Genomic DNA, 20,313 nt, shown 5'->3' with positions numbered 1-20,313 from the left:
GGCCGCCTCGCTTCCTTTGCTCGCTGCACAGCGCGGGCTCCCCTATGTGATCATAAATCGCGGGGCGACCGAGCATGACGGGCATCCGTCGGTGAGCCTGCGAATGGAAAGCGATGTCCTCGACACTTTCCCCCCAGCCGTCGAACAAGCCCTTAAGGCCGGGCCCCTCACCTCAAATCGTGGTTCTTCCGCGAATTGATCTTGCGCCCAAACCAACCCACTGCGGCTCCCATGGCGAACGTTGCTCCCAGAAACACTATCGCCGGGCCCGATAGAGATTCAGAGGTCATCGGCGAGGGAGGGCTCCTTGCCCTGAAAAGGTGACTTCAGATCGGGCAGGCGTGCAAAGTGTAACCTCCATCCGATGGTTGGATTTGCGCTCGTCTTGCTATGCCTCGCGGGCAGCCCAATGACCGATCCCCGCTTCCGCGCGCCGGACGTATACCAGCCAACGGAACTGGCGGCGCTTGAGGAGCGATTGCAGACCAAAGCTGGCAGGGGAGATCGGCGAGCGCAATGTGTTCCGCTCGCAGGCGCTGCAGGCCGCGGCGGATTACCTCCGCACGCAATGGGCGTCGCTGGGCTATCAGGTCGTGTCCCAGAACTACGAAGCCCACGGTGTGCGCAGCGAGAACCTCGAAGTTACGCTGCCGGGCGTGAGCCGGCCGAGCGAGATCATCCTCATCGGGGCACATTACGATTCGGTAAGAGGCAGCCCGGGGGCCAACGACAACGCCAGCGGCGTGGCAGCACTGCTAGAGCTCAGCGGCGCACTGGCTCAGGCGAAGCCGGCGCGCACGCTGCGCTTCGTCGCCTTCGTCAATGAGGAACCGCCGTTCTTCTACTGGGGCGAGATGGGCAGCAAGGTATACGCCGAGGGGGCCCGCGCCCGGGGCGACGATATACGGCTGATGATCTCACTCGAGATGCTGGGCTACTACAGCGACGAGCCGCACAGTCAGCGCTACCCGCCGCTGTTCGGATTCTTTTACCCGGACCGGGCGAACTTCATCGGCTTTGTGTCGAACTTCGGCTCGCGCAGCCAACTGAAAGAGCTAGTGGCCGCTTTCCGTGCCTGCTCTGATTTCCCGGCGGAGTCGCTCGCCACCTTCCAGTTCGTCCCAGGCGTCGCCTGGAGTGACCATCGCAACTTCTGGCGTGAAGGCTATCCGGCGGTGATGGTCACCGACACGGCCTTTTATCGTTATTCCCACTATCACAGTCAAACGGATACGCCCGAGAAGCTCAACTACCCCGCCATGGCACGGGTGGTGACGGGGCTGCAGGCAGCGCTTGGCGTCTTAGCGCGGCAGTCGACAGGCGTAGGACGCGCCGGGTTCCCACGAGGTGAGAGAATCTCGGTGACACATCACGCAGATCTGGGCGCTGTTGCGAGTATCTTGCGCGTACATTGACAGAAACGCGTTCGACCAAGGCAAACGCAAGCCTGGTAGGGGGCTAATCAAGGCAGGCATGATTATAATAGAACACCTTTCACAACCTTGTCACACCCAGAATGACGAAAATATGATCAATCATTGTTACGCTATTTTTCGAGGTATCAAAGGATTAGGCGTGTAAGTGCTTGACATAACAAACAAATAATTTCGCAGCTACGCACTTGAAAACCGCTGTGGGGCAACCCGCCGGGGGTTCGAATCCCTCCCTCTCCGCCATACAAAACAAGCAGCTACGCGTTTAGCCCCGTCCAACCGTGGCATACAATGAGTGAGAACGTAACCCCGAAAAAAACCGTCCCCAAGAAGGGCGAGAAAGCGTCCAGCGTGTTGACCAATCACGATATCTATCTCTTGCGCGAGGGAACGCACGGGCGGCTCTATGAGAAGCTCGGTGCCCATTCGCTCGAAGCGGCGAGCGGAGGAGGCGTGCGCTTCGCGGTCTGGGCGCCTAACGCCGAGAAGGTTTCGGCGGTAGGTGAGTTCAACGACTGGCGCCCGGGCATAGACCCGCTTGCCCCTCGCGAGGATGAATCCGGGATCTGGGAAGGGGTCGTGCCCATGGCCGCGCCGGGTCAGCGCTACAAGTACCATGTCCGCTCGCGCTTCAACAACTACCGTGTTAGCAAGGCCGACCCATTTGCCTTTTGCTGCGAGACGCCGCCCGGCACGGCCTCGATCATAGGGGATCTCGCCTATTCGTGGGGGGACAAGGAATGGATGCACGCACGGGCGGCGAAAAACGCGCTCGATGCGCCCCTCTCGATCTATGAGGTACATCTCGGCTCCTGGCGGCGCATACCGGAGGAGGACAACCGCTCCCTCAGTTACCGCGAGATGGCGCGCCGGCTCGCCGATTACGTGCAGGAGACGGGCTTTACCCACGTTGAGTTCTTGCCGCCCATGGAGCACCCCTTTTACGGATCCTGGGGCTACCAGACGACCGGTTACTTCGCGCCGACGGCGCGCTACGGGTCACCACAGGATTTCATGTATCTCATCGATCACCTCCATCAGCGCGGCATCGGCGTTATTCTGGACTGGGTGCCTTCGCACTTCCCGGGCGACGAGCACGGGCTCCGCTATTTCGACGGCACCTGTCTCTACGAGCACTCGGATCCCAAGCGCGGCTACCATCCCGAGTGGCACAGCTACATCTTCAACTATGGCCGGCACGAGGTGCGGGCGTTTTTGCTCTCAAGCGCCCTCTTCTGGCTGGATAAATACCATGTGGATGGGCTGCGCGTGGACGCCGTTGCCTCCATGCTCTATCTCGATTACGGGCGGCCCGACGGCGAATGGGTTCCGAACCAGTACGGCGGTAACGAGGATTTGGACGCGATCCGTTTCCTGCGAATGCTGAACGAAAGCGCCTATCGCGATCACTCCGATACGCAAATCACGGCCGAGGAATCCACCGCCTGGCCGATGGTCTCCCGGCCAGTCCACGTCGGGGGGCTTGGTTTCGGTATGAAGTGGAACATGGGCTGGATGCACGACACTCTCGGCTATTTCGCCCGCGAGGCCATCCATCGCAGGTACCACCATCACCAGTTGACCTTCAGCATCTGGTACGCCTTTCACGAGAATTTCGTCCTGCCGCTCTCGCACGATGAGGTCGTCTACGGCAAGGGCGCGCTCATCGGCAAGATGCCGGGCGATGAATGGCAGCAGTTCGCGAACCTGCGCCTGCTCTATGGGTATATGTGGGCGCACCCCGGCAAGAAGCTGCTCTTCATGGGGTGCGAGTTCGGGCAGAAGTGGGAGTGGAATCACGATGCAAGCCTCGAATGGCATGTGCTCGAGTATCCGCTGCACGCGGGGATCAAGCAGTGGGTGGGGGATCTGAACCGCTGCTATCGTGCCCACCCGGCGCTCTTCGAACGCGACTTCAGCCAGGATGGGTTCCAGTGGGTGGACTGCAACGATGCGGAGGTGAGCGTCATCAGTTTCCTGCGCAAGAGCGCGCAGGGGGAGTGGCTGCTCGTGGTCTGCAACGCGACGCCTGTCGTCCGCGACAACTACCGGGTGGGCGTGCCCCTGGGAGGCTACTGGGAGGAGTGCATGAACAGCGATGCCGCCTGTTACGGCGGCGGTGGCCAGGGCAACCTGGGCGGCGTGGAGGCGGCGCCAGTAGCGGCCCACGGGCGCTACCATTCGCTCGTGCTCAGGCTTCCGCCGCTCGCGGTGCTCTACCTCAAGCCGCGGCCGCCGGGCAACTCCAGGCCTTACTCACGCGTATCATAAAGCGCATCATGAGGGTTGACACGCAAGGGCTATCTCACTGAAGCGCCGGGAATGACCTCTGGCCGATAAGCCAGATACATGGACCTCCTGAGGATCCGGATGGTGCGCTCGGTCCCCTGCAATTGGCGGCCTGCACCTACCGCATTGCGCTCTGGCTCCGGTCGAATACTGAACCGCCGCGCCATGCGGCTGCAAATTCTACCGATGTCATGAAGGGATGTCGGTATCTCTTACAACCATTGATCTCAGCGGCGGCAGCAACGGGCTGATTATCCTCATGGTTTTTTTTCGGCATGATGCTTGAGCAGCAATGTCATCACGCCGTTCTCTACTCCAAGCTGAATGGGGTCCAACTCGACCTTGTGTCACATTCCGCGAGCGTAGATAGGCGTGATGGGGATGCGGTAGCGATACGCTGCCGCTGCGTGGTGACTTCAATGTTACACAATTCGTGGAGGAATCTATGTCAAGGTTAAAATTAAGATACGGAATAGGGAAAGTGAGTGCCGTAGCAGCGTTTGTGGGCGTTGCTGGCCTCTCTCTCCCCCAAGCGCTGGCTACCCAAGGATCGGACCTCCGGACGGACCGAGCGAAGATTGAATACGCGCTCCAGAAGCAGGAATGCGATACGCTGAAACATAGCCAACCACAAGGCTACGAATCTTGCCTGCAGAAGGCCCAATCGACGCGCGACAATCTGCTCACCCAAGCCCAAGGCTCGGAGCAAGGGGCACAAGGTTCCGCGTCCGGGTCGGGACAGCAGAAAGGGCCGATCGACAAAATGACCTCAGCCGTTAAAGAAACAGTTGCGGACGCTAAAGAGTTTTTCGGTTCGTCGAACCAAGGACGCGAGGGCCAGCAGCCACAGGGACAAAGCATGGGGCAAGGGCAACAAGGGGGCGTTACTCAAGGCCAGAATCCATTGCAGCAAGGTTTTGAAGCTAGACATGGCCAGGATTTCGCCCAGCAAAGCTCTGGCGCAGGCAGTGGACAGGGTGGCCAAAATTTCGGACAGCAAGGAACCACCCAAGGCCAGCAGTTCCACGGTCAACAAGGGCAATCTGGCCAGGGATCGTTCCAGGGCGGCCAGCAGCAGCCCCAAGGCCAATCTTGGCAGCAAGGTACGGGCGGCCAACAAGGCCAATCTGGCCAGGGATCGTTCCAGGGCGGCCAGCAGCAGCCCCAAGGCCAATATGGGCCGCAAGGTTCCGCGTCTGATCAATCACAAGGGCAGTTTTCGGGACAGAAGGAAGGGCCGATCGACAAAATGAGTTCAGCCGTTAAAGAAACGGTTTCGGAGGTTAAAGAGTTTTTCGGTTCGTCGGGCCAAGGACGCGAAGGGCAACAACCTAGCGCCGGGCAAGGCCAAGGCCAGCAACCGTCACAGCAACAAGGGTTTGGCGCAGGGAGCGGACAGCAAGGCCAGCTCCAGGGCTCCTCAAACCAGCGAGGAGGATCACCGAGCAACGGATGGATCGGAGCGAAGCAGGGAGAGCACATGGATCGTGGCGAATATTTCCAAGCACTGGCGCTTCAGCAGTACGTGACGCTGAATCAGGAGTGTAAGACTCTGAAGCAGGACCCTAACGTTTACGACCAGTGTCAAAAACATGCGGAGTCCGTCAGGGACAAGATCGCAGGGATGGCGGAGCAAGGGACGTAGAGATCAGATCGGAGAGGTTGATCCATAGCGTCCGGATGGGGCATAGACGATTTTTTTCGTTGAGCCCTGTGTAACCCGATGACGGCAATGCGAGCAGCAATGCTCGCATTGCCGGCGGGCTGTCAGCATTCCACACGTAGCGCCGGGTTACATAACCGCGCAACGGCGGCCACGTCCATGCGACCGTCACGCGAACTTTTCAAAAGATGGCCGCCACGTCCACGTCGCCTTCCTTGCGCAATACGTTGACGGCTACATCCCGGTCATGGCGGCTAAAACCGAGATCGAGGACGGCATTTCCCACCCTCAAATTCTTGATTTGCAGCCAGTCCAAATAATCGGGCAGCAAGGGACGATAGATACGCAATTGCGGCTTCTCCCCATGGAATGTCAATCCCAGCAATGCCTGTAGCAGATGGAAGGGAGCCCCGCTCGCCCAGGCCTGGGGAGAGCATGCCACCGGGTACTGCGTTGGGCCTTGTCCGGGGCGACGAGGAAAACCGCAGAACAGCTCGGGCAGACGGTAAAGATCCATGGTAGTACTCGCTTGAAACAGCCCGGTGAAGATCGCGAGCGCCTGGTCCTTGAATCCGTAACGGGCGAGCCCCATGGCGATGATGCCGTTGTCATGCGGCCACACCGAGCCGTTGTGATAGGACATCGGATTGTAGCGCGCCGCACTTTGGGCGATGGTGCGCACACCCCAGCCGTTGAACGAGTCTTCACTGAGCAGGATTTCCGCCACGCTCTTTGCGTGTTCGGTACTAGCAATGCCGGTGAACAGCGCATGCCCGGCATTCGATGCAGGCACGCAACAAGGACGTTTCTCCCCGTCCAACGCCAAGGCAAAGTCCTGGATGTCCGCGCACCAAAACGCATCGTTGAAGCGTGTCTTCAACTGCTCGGCCTGTTCGCCAAGCATCTCCGCACGCTGATGCTCGCCGAGAAGCGCGGCCAGCTTGGCAGCCGCCCGCTTTGCCGCGAACACGTACCCTTGCACCTCGCACAAAGCGATCGGCGGCTGCGCCGGCTGGCCGTTCGCATGGAACACCGCATCCGCCGAGTCCTTCCAACCCTGGTTCACGAGACCATTCACGCTCTCGCGCGCATACTCGACGAAGCCGTCGCGATCCAAATCGCCGTAACGGTCAATCCAATCGAGCGCGCGTTCGATATTGACCCAAATACTCTCTATGAAGCTCCGATCGCCGGTCAGGTCGAAATAGGCTCCTGCCAGCAGAATGAACAAGGGCGTCGCATCCACGCTGCCGTAGTAGCGGCGAAAGGGGATTTCATCGAGCGCAGCCATCTCGCCGCGCCGGGCTTCGTGTAAGATCTTCCCGGGCTCGGCATCTTGCGCGGGCGCCTCGGCATCGGCTTGCTCGGCCGCGAGAAAATTCAAGACCCCGCGAGCCAGTTCGGGCTGCATCCAAAGGTATTGTAATGCCGTTATAATCCCATCGCGCCCGAACTCGGTGCAGAACCACGGTACGCCCGCGTGCGGATATAGGCCATACCGTGTCTCGGTTGTGAGCATGTGTAGATCCGCCGAGGAGCGGTGTAACCAGTGATTCAACGGCTCGTTCGACGTAAGAACCTTGGCGATGGCCTCGGTATTCGCCGTGACTGCCACGTTCCATCGGTCCAACATCCGCACGTAGCTCGGGGCGCTTTGGATTCGTTCGCCGATTTCGCAGACCGCGGTCAAAGACAGCTCGTGTTCATCGCGCGGGCCGAGCACCAGCGAAAAATACAGCCGAGCGCCGGTGCCCGGATCCGGATCGCCGCTGGCGATGATCCGGGTATGACGCGACACATGGTCCAAACCGCGGTATGCGAGGATCAGCTCACGGCCTAGGCGGCGTGCAGGAAGACAGTTCCCGCGGACGGCTCGACGAATGCCTCGAACCTCGAAGATATCCGCGTAGTCCGCCTCGAACAAGACGCTTATCCTAAGACTCATCGGGTGATCGCCATAATTCACCAGGCGTATGCGTTCGTATTGCGCTCCCTCCCACAAGAGTTTGGCCCGGAAGATGTGCAGCGTGTCCTTGAGAATACTAAGCTTCGCGGCTTCGTAAAGGTCCGGTGTAGTGAGGTCCACCATTAGAAGGCTATTATCCTTCCGCACCGCGGAGTTGAGTACCAGGGAGACGGCGCCGTTGATCTTCAGCTCCATGCCTGACAGAAAACGCGTCCCTTGATGGTAAAGCCCCTCCTCGCCGAGGCCGATCGGACGGATATCCCCGGATCGGTCGAAGATCCCGAAGGTTTCCCCTTGCTTGAGAACGCGCGCGCGGTCGTCGGCGCGCGCGGAACTCGCACGCACGGACCAATTGTCTTCGACTTGAATCAGTTCTTCCGGCACTGTTGTCTACCCGTGCCCGGCCGCGGCTTATGCTGCCGGTTGTGTCTGGACGCCGGCGTCGATTATAGCGCGGTAGACAGCGAGATAATCGCGGGCCATGCGAGAAGCGCAAAAACGCGCTTCGAATGCCTGGCGGCAGCGTCGGCGACTCACGGCATCGACTTTTGCGACCGCGTTCACGGCTTCCTCCAGATTATCGACGACGTACCCGCTCTCACCGGAACGCACGATCTCGCTTACGGAGCCGCGCCGGTACGCAATAACCGGCGTACCGCAGGCCATCGCCTCGATCATGACCAAGCCGAAAGGCTCCGGCCAGTCGATGGGGAACAGTAAAGCGTGTGCCTGACCGAGAAAATCGTTTTTCTCCTTTTCCCCTATCTCCCCGATAAACTGGACGAGGGGGTCGGCAAGCAGGGGCCGAATACATTCCTTGAAATAGGCTTCATCGACTTTGTCCACTTTGGCCGCGATGCGTAGCTCCATCCCAACGCGCTGTGCGATCCGTATCGCCCGGTCGACACGCTTCTCCGGAGAGATACGTCCTAGAAAAGCCAGGTATTTGCCCGGCCCGGGATACAAGCGGTAGGAATTCTCGGGCAACCCGTGATACACGGTAGCTTGCCAATTCGCGAACGGCAGCGGAGTGCGTTGATCATTAGATATGGACACCACTGGCATCTCGTTGAACTCATGATAAATCGGGACCAGGTCCGGCAGGTCCAAACGGCCGTGCAAGGTAGTCACGTTCGGCAGGTTTAACAGGCGTGTCTGTGGAAAATGCAGATAGTCGATATGAAAATGAACGATGTTGAAATTGTGCGCCTCGCGTCCCACCCGATCCAAAAGCAGCATGTGATGCGCCAATGCGTCACGGCAATCGGTGAGCCGCAACGCGCGATTGCAAACCGGCCGCAGGTGCGCCTGCGTTTGCGAGTCACCACTCGCAAAGAGCGTAACGTCGTGTCCCTGCCGCACTAACTCATCGGTCAAATATGCCACTACCCGTTCCGTGCCTCCATAGAGTTGCGGCGGGACACTCTCATAAAGTGGTGCAACTTGAGCTATTCTCATGGTTCCTCGCTAGGCTGCCGGGCGCCCCCGGGACGCAAGTGATTTACCGGTATTCGGCGGGGACCCCCCCGTGGACTCTGGTACATCGTTTCGCTAATTCATTGTACGTGGTTGCAACCGTTCCTCATATCGGCGAAGGCCGGTATTCAGGGCCGGCACCGATTTCCTGCATGCACGCTTTCGCTGGCATGACGGAGGTCAGCTAGTCACCGCTCTTGTCCACGGTCCGCGTTTCCACCCTAAGCACATGGGCACTCAATATGCCATATCGCATGAGCGGCCCCCTCATCTTGGACTTCGGCACTCCGGGGATTCCCTTCCCCTTGAAAGTGGATTGGGGTGACAGCTACAAGTCTATGATTTTGTTCCTTCTTCGTCAAGTTTAGGAGAATGGGAGTATCCGGTTTGAATACTTGCCCTAAGATTATAGTAGTGACGAACAATGAGCGTGGCACGGGGTATTCCTGTACAAGTTTTACCCATTGTTTTGTAATTTTTACCGCGGCGAGGGTTTCGGCGCCTTACCGTGTAAAAATAACCACCCATGGTGCCTTGCTGGCTCGCGGCCTGAGCCCTGCAACGCCGAGGTGCGGTCGAGGGCCCCTGGCGAAGCACCAGCCGAATTCGGATTGTGCGGTACTTAGATCGTGTTATCGGAGTCCGATACGCCGGCCGAGCTAGGCAGGGTGTAATGTTGCTCGATAATGCCCTTTATTTGTGCGCGGCTCTCGCCGGGAGACAACTTCTCGGACTGCTCGATACGCGCGGCCTCGGCGGCGAGATCTTCATTTTTGAGCACTTCCCGAAACCAGCGCGAGTAATCGCCGTTGCGCAAATGATAGACCCAGGTGGCGTCATCGACTCCCTCGGCGACTTGGCTAAAAACAATGAGATTCTGGGCGCGTAGATTCAACTCGCCTTGTGCACCCCGAAAATAGAAACTACGCTCCCCTAGGTCGCCTTCGGCGTACTTACGGCGGTGCCGGCGCCGTTCGCCGCGGCTCTCCTCGGGGCGGAAGTTAAAAGGCGCATCACCCGTATACCGTTGCCATAGCAACGTCTGTCCGGAGCTGCTCTCCAAGGATTCGAAGGCAGGTGGGCTTTCGGCGACGCATTCCGCAAACTCATCAAGCATCTCGGCCGAGTCCTTACCGAGCGCGATGACGAGATCCACCGATTTCAATACCGCGGAAGCCACCGATTTAGGATGGACGGTAATGAACACGATGCTGGTAAAGCCCTGGGCCAGCGTGATCTCGGCCGGTTCCCAGCCCGCCGACAGCACATGATGGGTCTCGTCCAGCACGATCCAATGCGGCCGTCCGGTGCGGGCGCGCAGATCTTGCAGGCGCGAAATCAATGCACTGAAGAACCGAGGCCGCTCTTCGATCGGCAAGCCTACTAAATTGACCGCAGCATTGCGCGCCGGGTCATCCAATACCTGCAACACCTCATCGACGCTCGGCGCGTCATGGGAATCACCTAGCATGAGCGCATTGTCCGGATCCTCGTAGTCGCCTTCCGGATCGATGACACAGAACTGATAACCGCTTTCGCCAAAGCGTTCCAGTAAACCGGTCGCCAGGGTGGATTTTCCTCCTCCCGACGGCCCGGCCACCAGCAGGTTTATGCCGTATGGAGGAATACGAACCCCCTCGCCGGAGGGACGCGAACCAACATAAAGATGGTGACGTGTAAGCTTGCCCGCGAGGCTGCGCAAATCGTCCTTCAATAGCTCATCGATCAACTCGCGCACACCCGCACTGTGACCCGCTCGGGTGACAAAGTCCGCGTGATCCATAACCGCCGGCAACGCGTTTGCTACGGCTGCCGAGCACTCACACAGCTGCAAAAACGCATGATCGTTCTCGGCATCTCCCACGCCCACTACGTTATGCGCTGAAAGCTTCAGCTCCTCGAGCGCCGCGCCAAGGCCTGTAGCCTTGTTCACGCCCGAAGGCAAAACCATTACCGCGCCCTTGTTGAAGATCACCTGCAGCTCGAGCCCGAGATCTCGAATTACTTCGAGTACCGTAGTCTCGTGCGGTTCGAACGTGGCGACGATCACCCGGCCGACGGACAACGGCACATTTCGTTCGTGAAGCGTGGCGACAAACTCTGGTGGCGGTGTATCCGCGAGAAGCTTCTCCTCACGCGTGGAAGGTCGATATAGTAAAGCGCCGTTCTCGGCGACCACCCAATCGAACAGATCCAGGCGAGGGAACGCGGACACGAGATCCTCAAGCTCGCGGCCGGTCACCAGAAGCAACCGCCTCCCTGAGGCAAGGAGGCGCTCTAAAGCCGTTATCGTGGTTGCATCGACCTGCCCGTTGGTGGCCAGGGTGCAGTCGTAGTCACACGCCAGAGCGAGGTATCGCATTCCGTGGAACCTAGTTGACCTACGGAACCCTTCGCGGCTTGCACTTGGCGATACAGGAAATTACACCAGGTCTCATGGAGACGCTCCCGCGTCCGGGAGGAACGCGATCTATCGAAAATGCGTGCTGCCATCCGCGCATGACCATGCTGAGGCTTCCGGTGTCCAATCCGACTCGTCGACATACTCCGTGACCTCACATCCGTGCGCCTCCTTGTGGATTTCCCAGGAAACGCTATTGTAAATCTGCGCGCCTAGAATAACCGTTAACCCCAACGCCAGGGCCCACCATAAGGACTCTATAAGATTGCGTTCGGCGCGTTCTTCGGCTCTGGTGCGGTTCATTTGCTATCCTCCTGCAAGCTTAAATCGAACTGACATACCTGGGTTCAGCATCGACCGTACCAGATTCATCGACTATAAGGGATCGCACTGATAGCACCGCGTTATCAAAGGCCTACTACAACCGATCGAGCGGGTTAAAGCGTGATCGGCTTTAAATTTCGACGGGCTAGCCTGTAAAAATTACCTATGGTGTTTACATTTTACAGTTTTGCTGCAACGGTGATCATCATCACCATCGGCGCGGTGTTGCAGGCTTCGACCGGGTTCGGCGCCGGGCTCGTGGTCGTTCCATTGCTGGCTTTGATCAGCCTCGATCTGGTGCCGGGGCCGGTAATTTTCGCCAGCTTGATCTTGTCGTCTTTAATGACTTACACCGGTTGCCGCGATATTAAACGAGCGCATCTCAGGGAGGTGATCGTTGGCCTACTGATCGGAATGGTCGCCGGTATCGTCAGCCTGTCGTCGCTCCCCCAGGCCAAGCTGGGCCTCGCCTTCGGGATGCTCATTCTCCGCGCAGTCCTTGTGAGCTGGCTCGGGGTTGCGATGCGGCTGACGCCGGTGAATTCGATCATGGCCGGTGCTCTGTCGGGATTTATGGGCATGACCGCCGCCATCGGGGCGCCGGCTCTCGCGCTGCTCTACCAGCATGAAGAAGGCAAGACCCTGCGCGCGACCCTGGCGCTTTTGTATCTGCTTTCATCCATCGGTATGGTGATGCTGCTCCATCTCGCCGGCCGATTCAGCACGCATGAACTGGTGCTGGGGATCTATTTGATGCCGGGCTGTATCCTTGGATATTTCCTCGCGGGTCGGATCGCCCGGTTCTTCGATCAAGGCTATTCGCGCATCGCGGTGCTGATTATTTCCTCGGCGAGCGCGCTCGTGTTGATCTTGAAAGGGTGAGGATGACGGCTGCCTTCAAGGGGGGCGGCGATCGACAGTAGGTGCATTGCAACGAGAACCAAAGATCGAAACGACAGAAGGCAAGATTTAGGGCGCGCAGCATGATCAGGGGCCGCTTCGAATTCCAACTAAGGATGGGCTTGACTCTCTTGACATTGCAACGCTGCCGGCTATCATACCATCTATGTGGATGGTATAAGGATGGTAAAGGAGGTTGTATGAGCGTGCATGATCTGCGGTCGAAAGTAGGCGACAGCGAGAAAATAACGATTACCTCGGGTTCATCGATCTGGGCAGATCGACTTGTTGGTCCACGAAGGGTTTTATTCCAACCGCACTGACTTCATCCGCACTGCGATACGCAACCAACTGACGACGCATGCCGAGGTAGTGAAACTAACCGTGGCCCGCAAGACCTTGGTTCTCGGCCTGCAGGATTTCAGCCGCCAGGCCCTTGAGACCGTGCAGGCGGCCGGACAGAAGCTCCAGATCCAGGTCCTCGGTCTGGCCCGCATTGCCCAAGATGTGTCCCCCGAACTGGCCCGCACCACCATCGATTCCGTCACCGTATTGGGTGCCTTGCACGCGAGTGCGGCAGTCAAGGCTGCCTTAGCCGATCGGATCCACTAATCAGCACAACGAGGAATGGATATGAATGAAGCAATGCGCGCCGGGATGCTCGAAGCCACCCGCCTGATCCGCGCACGCGGACTCCTCGAGGCCACCGTCACGATTCAACGCACGCTGCGAGGCATCGTCGCGCCGGACGCTGCGGCCGACTCCCCCGGTGCGACCACGGATGCGCCCATCGAGGGCACCTTCCGTGTCATTGATGCCGGCTCCCTCCCTTCGCCTGGCAGTGCCGATGTACACCAAGGGCGTGCTCACGGGCCATCACGCTTCCGCGCCCCGCGGCGTCCGCATTGGTGGGGATACTCCGAGCCGGCATCCCGGCCCGCCCCCGCTCCAGACAGAGCATGCGACGTGATAACCGGGGGGCGGTTCCTCACCGGGTCCTACACCAATCAGGCGGGAACTCGCACCTACAAGCTGTACATCCCCAGTGGCTACCACGGGCAAACGCTGCCCTTAGTCGTCATGCTCCATGGCTGTACGCAGACTCCCGACGATTTCGCCGCCGGCACCGGCATGAATATGCTCGCCGACGAACACCAGTGCTTCGTGGTGTATCCCGCCCAGGCGTCCGCCGCCAATGGGTCGAAGTGTTGGAATTGGTTCAATGCGGCTGACCAGCGCCGCGACCAGGGAGAGCCATCCATCATGCCGGTATCACCCGCCGAATCATCGGCACCTACCCCGTCGACGCGCGGCGGGTCTACGTGGCTGGACTATCAGCCGGCGGGGCGATGGCCGCGATCATGGGGATAACCTACACCGATCTTTATGCGGCCGTCGGCATCCATTCCGGGCTTCCCTACGCTGTCGCCCACGATCTTCCTTCCGCCCTAACCGCGATGAAGCAGGGCGGGCCGACCCCTGGCCGCCAGCGAGACGTCGGTGTTCCAGGGGCGGAGCGATGCTCGCTGGTCGTCCCAATACAAAGGTACACCCGCGCAACGGCGACCAAGTCATCGTACAATGGACGACGATCCACGCCCGTGATGGGGCGCACAACAAGTGCCTGATGGCCATGCCTACACCCGCGCCATCTACCACGACGCGAGCGGGCAGACCATCCTAGAGCAGTGGAGGGTCCACGGGGCCGGCCACGCGTGGTCGGGTGGGAGTGCCAGCGGCTCGTATACCGATCCTAAAGGGCCCGACGCGGCCAAGGAAATGATCCGCTTTTTCTATGACACCCGCGCCGCGAGGCGGCAGAGCGGACTTGCGCTGAACGTGCCGCAGGTCCTGCTGGACATGCAGCGCGGTAACAGCCTTGTATCCTTGGATATTTCCTCGCGGGTCGGATCGCGCGGTTCTTCGATCAAGGCTATGCGCGAATCGCGGTGCTGATTATTTCCTCGGCGAGTTCGCTCCTGTTGATCTTGAAAGGTTGAGGATAACGTGCCTTCAAGCGGGATCGACAGAGGCGAGCCAAGCGCGAAGGGCGTCAACATCGATAGGTTTGACGAAGTGATGGTCAAACCCGGCGGTGCGAGCACGAAGTCGATCTTCTTCCTGACCCCATCCCGTCAGCGCCGCGAGCGCAATCCGTTCGAGTCCAGGCTGCTGTCTTAGGCGAGGCGCCACCTCGTACCCATTTATGTCGGGCAACCCGATATCCAGCAGCACGACATCGGGACGAAATGCGGCCGCGGTTTCAAGGGCGCTCGCGCCGTCATGGACCGAACGAACCGCGTGGCCCAGCAGCTCTAACAGGGCCGCGAGGCTTTCCGCAGCATCCTGGTTGTCCTCCACGACGAGGATGCGACGTGCCGGTCCGATCGCCGGCTGCACTGGCGCGACCCCTCTTGCGCCCTGGTCTTGCTGCGGCATCGTTCCCAAGGGTAACCGCACGATAAACTTGCTGCCTTGGCCCGTGCCGGCGCTTTCGGCCTCAATCGTGCCCCCATGCTGCTCGACGAGGCTTCGGACGAGGGCGAGCCCGATTCCCAGGCCACCGTGTGTGCGTTCGAGAGACTGGTCGACCTGCGTGAACATCTCGAAAACACGCGACAGCATCTCGGCCGAAATCCCGATGCCGTTGTCCCGCACCATCAGGCACATCCCTCCATTCTCTTCCTTGGCGATGAGGTGAATGCGGCCCCCTGGGTCGGTATACTTGGCGGCGTTGCTCAAGAGATTCACCAGAATCTGCTCCAGCCGGGCCGCGTCCGCTTCGATCCGCAGGGGAGAATCCGGTTCGGATACGATGAGCTCGTGCCGGCGACTCTCCAGCAACGAGCGTGTGCTCTCGACCGCGCGACCGATCACGGGGCTGAGCGCAATCAGTTCCTTTTCAAGGCGGATCTTCCCGGAGGTGATGCGCGAGATATCCAGCAAATCCTCGACCATGCGGGTCAGGGTCCGGGTTTGGTGAGTGAGCATTGACTGGAGTCGTGTGGTCTCACGATCGGACGTGGGCTGCTGCCACAGGATTTCGGCCACGTTCGAGATCGCCGACAACGGGGTCCGCAATTCGTGTGCAAGCATCCCGAGAAACTCATCCTTGCGGCGATCGGCTTCCTTCAGCGCCCTTTCCGTCTGCTTCTGGCCCTCAATATCGGTGCTGGAACCGATCCACATCAGCACTTGCCCATCGGCGTCGCGCATGGCGTGGGCGCGGCTCAAGTGCCAGCGATACTTGCCATCTTTGCGTCGGAAGCGATGTTCCAGGTGAAAATATTTTCCGGTATTAATGGAGTGTTTCCAGCGGCGCATGTTTTTCTCCACATCATCCGGGTGAATGAATTGCAGCCAGCCCCAATCGCGAATCTGCTCGAAGGTCAGTCCGGTAAACTCCATTAATTGGCCGTTAAAGTAGTCGATGTCGCCGCTAGGCTTGGCGGTGAAGATTTTCTGCGGCATGGACTCGGCCATGAAACGCAGCCGCCCCTCGGACTCCGCGATCGCCTCGCGAGCCAACACTTCGCGGGAGATGTCCCAGAAATAGCAGACCACACCGTAGCGGCCTTCCGGAAGCGGGATGCGGTTGATCTGCCACTCATAGGCCTCGCGCACCCGGCGGTCACGGCGCTCCTCGATCCGCTCGGGAACAATGTACGGTTCTCCGGTTTCGAGCGTATGGCGGAATCGTTCGACGATTTCATCGGCGTACTCTTTGTGCCACAGGATGTGGATCATCTCGTCAAAGTCCCGGCCGATCACGTCAGGAATACTCCCGAAGACCGGAAGCGCGGTGGGGTTCATCTGGCGTATGCGGAAGTCCGAATCGACCACGTAAACGCCGAGAGGGGCCTCGTTGAGAAGGGTCTCGAACTGGTCGTTTCGTAGGCGCAACGCTTCCTCCGCCTGCTTGCGCTCGGTGATGTCGACGTTCATCCCGACCCATTCGCGTACTGAGCAATCGGGGTTCAACACGGGAACGGCTCGCACCGCCGTCCAGCGCCATTCGCCGCTGACGTGCCGGACGCGATATAGGGTTTGCATCGGAGTGCGTTGCGCGACTGCGCGCTGCCATAGCTCACTTACGCGCTCACGGTCTTCAGGATGCAGCGTGTCTAGCCAGCCAAAACCTTTCCATTGCTCGTACGTCTGCCCGGTGAATGCACGCCACGAGGGTGAGTCTTCCACTACTGCGCCGTTGGAGTCAGCCGTCCAGACACTTTGCGCGGAGGCGTCGACAAGCGCCTGATAACGGGTCTGGCTTTCCCGCACTGCAACCTGGAACTGCAAGATTTCGGTGATGTCCTGGATGCCCAGGAGAATTCTCGCGGGCCTGCCCTCAGCGTCGCTCAGTTTGCGGGCGTTGAGCAGCATGGTGCGGCGGCCGATGGTTGCAAAGTCGTGCGTGATCTCGAAGTTGTCGAAGCTACTGTTCCGGGGAAGGATGTCTTCCAGCAGGAGGCGCAGCTTGGGGATGTTCCATTGGCCGTTGCCTAATTCATAAATCAAACGGCCCTCGGACTCGACAGGAATAACGTTGAAGGTTTTATAGAAGGCGTCGTTCGCCGTGTTCACCCTGAGGTCGGCGTGCAGGACCAGGAACGGGTCGGGCGCGGTGCGAAGGATGGTCTCGGCGTCATCGCGGGCGGCTTTGATGTCCTGCTCGCTCCGCTTGAGCGTATCGATGTCCACCAGCACCAGCACCGCGCCGTCGATCTTGTTGTGGTCCAGCGTCAGGTAGGGGCGGACGCGAAGAGAACACCAGCGCCCGGCTTTATCCCGCACTTCACGCTCGCGCACACTGACGGTGTCGATGACTTCGGTGATGAGCTCTTCCAGATCGGGGCAGTCGAGGTTGTGTTTGATACCGCTCAACGGCCGGCCCAGGTCGGTCGCTAGCAGGTTGAACGCCCGTTCGGCCAGCGGCGTGAAGCGCCGGATGGTCAGGTCGCGTCCCAGCAGCACAATGGCCTGGTTGAGGCTCTGGTGAAGATTGTTCAGGTCGCTATTGAGGCGGTTCAATTCCACGTTCTGCCTGGCCGCCTCCTCGTTGACGGTGGTCAGCTCTTCGTTGGTGGATTCCAACTCCTCTTTGGACGTTTCCAGCTCTTCGTTGATGCTCTGCAATTCCTCGTTGGCCGACTGCACCTCCTCGCTGGACGCCTGGAGCTCTTCGTTCGCCGCGTCCTGCTGCTCTTGCAATGCTTGGAAATAGTCGCCAGTCTCACCCAGTTCGGTTTCCAGCTCGGCGATGCGGCGCGCATCCGGATGCGAGACCGCTTGGCCACGGGGCCTCGGAGACCGCTTGCCGGGAGGGAGTCCGCGCTTCTCCGCCGGCTCGAACACAATCAAATAGCACCGCTCCTTCACATTCTTCAGCGGCGTGACTTCAATGTTTACCGTCCGGGTGTGACCGTTCTGATTGATCCGCACGTCCTCCCTGCGGACCGTTGCGTTGTGCTTCTTCGCCTTGGTGATGGCGGCGCGCAGCGGAAGCATCAACCCTTCCCGCGCCATCTTCAGCACATCGAAGCTCGCCTTGCCTTTGGGCGGCTCCAGATACGGACCGGTCGGACCGCGGAATTGGAGGATCTCCAAATCCGCGTTGATCAAGACGCCGGGCGGGGCATAGTGATTGACCGTCACGCGATCGGCTTCGCGCTGTGCGTTGAGCTCGCCGCGATATCCTTCCGGCGGCTCGACCTTCGCGGCGCCCGGGAGCTTCGCTGCCGGATGACTGCGCGAAACAGGCAGATGGAACGCGGGCGTGAGTCCGGCTTTTTTGGAGTAAATCCTGAGTTTTTTATCGATCGGTTCAAACAGGTTGGCGAACGAGCCGATGGATTCGGATACGCCGAGGAACAGAAACCCTTCCGGCTTGAGCGCGTAATGGAAGGTCGGGAGGACCTTTTTCTGTAAACTCGGCTCCAGGTAAATCAGCAGGTTGCGGCACGCGATCAGGTCCATGCGCGAGAAGGGCGGGTCGCTCAACAGGTTTTGCCTGGCGAAGACGCACATCTCCCGAATGGGCTTGATGACGCGGTAGCCGCCTTCCTCCTCGAGAAAGAACCGCCGCAGCCGTTCGGGTGCGACATCCTGCACCAGGTTTTTGGTGTACAGACCGGCGCGGGCTTTATCCAACAGCTCGTCGTTCAAGTCGGTGGCGAACACTTGCATCTTGCGGAGGCGGGCGGCGCCCTCGGCACATTCCATGAACGCCATGGCAATGGAATAGGCTTCCTGGCCGGTGGAACAGCCCAACACCCAACAACGGAGCGGGTCGTCGCGCTGCTGCTTGAGGAGCTTGGGAAAGACCTTGCGTTTGAGCGTCTCGAAGGCTTCCGGGTTGCGGAAAAACCCGGTTACGCTGATGAGCATATCCGAGTAAAGCGCCTGGAGCTCCTTGGCGTTACCCCGGAGAAAATCGGCATAGGCCTTCAGCCCGGTTATCTTGCTGAGCACCATCCGCCGGGTGATACGCCGCTGGACGGTGCTGGGTTTGTAGAGCGAGAAGTCCACGCCGCTGTGGTTGCGCAAGATAAGAAGAGTTTTTTTGAGGCCGTCCCCCTCACCGGCGCGTCGCGCCCCTCGTCCGCGCACCGGCGGAGTATCGGACGCTTCCACTTCCTCCTCCCGCGCTTCGGCGCCTTCGGCGGCCGGGGACCGCGCGCCGGATAGGACGTCCGGGTGCCGGGCGATGCGCGCGAGCTCGTTGGCGATCTGTTCCGGCGGGAGCACTAAATCGATACAGCCCGCCGCCATGGCGCTGCGCGGCATCGAATCGTACTTGGCCGATTCATCCTGCGCCAACGTGAAGCCGCCTTCAGCCTTGATGGCCTCTAACCCCAGCGTGCCGTCCGACGCCGTGCCTGAGAGAATCACGCCGATGGCTCGTTCACGTTGATCCTGGGCCAGCGATTCGAAAAAGACGTCAATGGACCGATGCGACCCAGCAATCTGCCGGCGCGGCGCAAGTTTCAACCGCCCCTGCGCGATGGTCATGTTCCTGTTGGGCGGGATGATATAGACGTGATTCGGTTCGACCGGCAAGTTGTCCGCCGCCTCACGTACCGGCATCCCGGTGGCTTTGGCGAGGATCTGCGTCAGCGCGCTTTCATGCGCCGGGTCCAGATGCTGCACCAGCACGAAGCCCATGCCGGTGTTCACCGGCACATGCTTGAGCAAGAGCGTGAAGGCCTCCAGCCCCCCGGCGGAAGCTCCGACGCCCACAATAAGAATGCGAGCCGCAAGATCCTCTGACCGGTCTGCTTCCTTCCGGTCGTCTGGCGGGGGAGCAGTCCGGACAGCAGAGGACTCGCGGCGTGTCTTCGCGCGAGGTGTGGTCTGTGTGCGAGGCGACGCCATAGACAGCGTACAGGGGTAAGGGATAGGGATAGGAACTCTACATTCTCCCCCAAGGCCGGTCAATCAAGTCGTTCACGGAAGCCGTAGTGGGCCTTTGCAGGAAGGATATCCCCCTGCTGCCGGAAGCCATGAAGCCTTGAAAACGGCTCTCAATCGATGTCGCGAGGCCGAGGCGCGTCATGAACGACAGAGGGTGTTTGATCCGACGTCCGTCGTATACACTATGGATGTACGTTTAAAACAGGAGAGCATCCCATGCACACCGCGCGTATTTTTACTAACGGTAACAGTCAAGCCGTTCGTTTACCGAAAGAGTTTCGCTTCGAGGATGAGGAAGTCATCATCAAAAAGGTCGCAGATATGGTCATTCTGTTTCCCAAACGTTACACCGCCGACACTCTGAAAGCGTTGTTGGGCGCGTTGGATCCCGGACTTCATTATTGAGCGGAGACAACCTGAAGCGGCAGAAGAACGGAATTTCGAGTGA

The 20,313-nt window shown here is 59.6% G+C and carries 11 protein-coding genes and 3 pseudogenes; 8 read left to right on the top strand and 6 right to left on the bottom strand.

What is annotated here, in order from left to right:
• The 3 genes from M3436_03575 to glgB form a co-directional block, all read left to right on the top strand.
• On the top strand, positions 1-199 hold a 199-nt coding region (locus M3436_03575), incomplete at its 5' end, for a hypothetical protein (GenBank protein ID MDQ3563242.1).
• A 268-nt stretch (positions 200-467) separates the two neighbouring features.
• Positions 468-1,415, top strand: coding sequence for a M28 family metallopeptidase (locus tag M3436_03570; GenBank protein MDQ3563241.1), 948 nt, complete (start codon positions 468-470; stop codon positions 1,413-1,415).
• A gap of 309 nt (positions 1,416-1,724) precedes the next feature.
• Positions 1,725-3,704: a 1,4-alpha-glucan branching protein GlgB gene (gene glgB, locus M3436_03565; protein ID MDQ3563240.1), complete on the top strand. Its 1,980-nt coding sequence runs from the start codon at positions 1,725-1,727 to the stop codon at positions 3,702-3,704.
• Positions 3,705-4,491: 787 nt separating this feature from the next.
• On the opposite strand, the gene M3436_03560 is transcribed toward glgB, so the two are convergent.
• Complete coding sequence (locus tag M3436_03560; GenBank protein ID MDQ3563239.1) at positions 4,492-4,926, bottom strand: hypothetical protein; 435 nt, start codon at positions 4,924-4,926, stop codon at positions 4,492-4,494.
• 45 nt (positions 4,927-4,971) lie between these two features.
• Between M3436_03560 and M3436_03555 the strand changes: the two genes are divergently transcribed.
• Positions 4,972-5,367, top strand: a complete 396-nt coding sequence (locus M3436_03555; GenBank protein ID MDQ3563238.1) for a hypothetical protein — start codon at positions 4,972-4,974, stop codon at positions 5,365-5,367.
• Between the two features lie 199 nt (positions 5,368-5,566).
• On the opposite strand, the gene M3436_03550 is transcribed toward M3436_03555, so the two are convergent.
• From M3436_03550 to M3436_03535, 4 genes are all read right to left on the bottom strand, one after another.
• Positions 5,567-7,735, bottom strand: a complete 2,169-nt coding sequence (locus tag M3436_03550; protein ID MDQ3563237.1) for an amylo-alpha-1,6-glucosidase — start codon at positions 7,733-7,735, stop codon at positions 5,567-5,569.
• A gap of 27 nt (positions 7,736-7,762) precedes the next feature.
• Positions 7,763-8,809, bottom strand: a complete 1,047-nt coding sequence (locus M3436_03545; protein ID MDQ3563236.1) for a glycosyltransferase family 4 protein — start codon at positions 8,807-8,809, stop codon at positions 7,763-7,765.
• Positions 8,810-9,449: 640 nt separating this feature from the next.
• Positions 9,450-11,189, bottom strand: a complete 1,740-nt coding sequence (locus M3436_03540; protein ID MDQ3563235.1) for an HAD-IIB family hydrolase — start codon at positions 11,187-11,189, stop codon at positions 9,450-9,452.
• 108 nt (positions 11,190-11,297) lie between these two features.
• Positions 11,298-11,531, bottom strand: a complete 234-nt coding sequence (locus M3436_03535; protein ID MDQ3563234.1) for a hypothetical protein — start codon at positions 11,529-11,531, stop codon at positions 11,298-11,300.
• A 219-nt stretch (positions 11,532-11,750) separates the two neighbouring features.
• On the opposite strand from M3436_03535, the gene M3436_03530 reads away from it, so the two are divergent.
• The 3 genes and pseudogenes from M3436_03530 to M3436_03520 all read left to right on the top strand — a co-directional run bounded on the left by M3436_03530 (position 11,751) and on the right by M3436_03520 (position 14,246).
• Positions 11,751-12,434, top strand: a complete 684-nt coding sequence (locus M3436_03530) for a sulfite exporter TauE/SafE family protein (protein ID MDQ3563233.1) — start codon at positions 11,751-11,753, stop codon at positions 12,432-12,434.
• Between the two features lie 218 nt (positions 12,435-12,652).
• A pseudogene (locus M3436_03525) lies at positions 12,653-13,064 on the top strand (CopG family transcriptional regulator).
• 21 nt (positions 13,065-13,085) lie between these two features.
• Positions 13,086-14,246: pseudogene (locus tag M3436_03520) on the top strand (PHB depolymerase family esterase).
• Positions 14,247-14,465: 219 nt separating this feature from the next.
• Here the strand turns inward: M3436_03520 and M3436_03515 are convergent.
• Positions 14,466-19,691 (bottom strand): PAS domain S-box protein, encoded by a 5,226-nt coding sequence (locus tag M3436_03515; protein MDQ3563232.1) that lies wholly within the window; start codon positions 19,689-19,691, stop codon positions 14,466-14,468.
• Positions 19,692-20,081: 390 nt separating this feature from the next.
• Between M3436_03515 and vapB the strand changes: the two are divergent.
• Positions 20,082-20,313 (top strand): annotated as a pseudogene (gene vapB / locus M3436_03510) (type II toxin-antitoxin system VapB family antitoxin).

The organism is Pseudomonadota bacterium, assembly GCA_030859565.1.
GTDB lineage: Bacteria > Pseudomonadota > Gammaproteobacteria > JACCXJ01 > JACCXJ01 > USCg-Taylor.
This window is presented reverse-complemented; position numbering and strand designations above follow the sequence as displayed.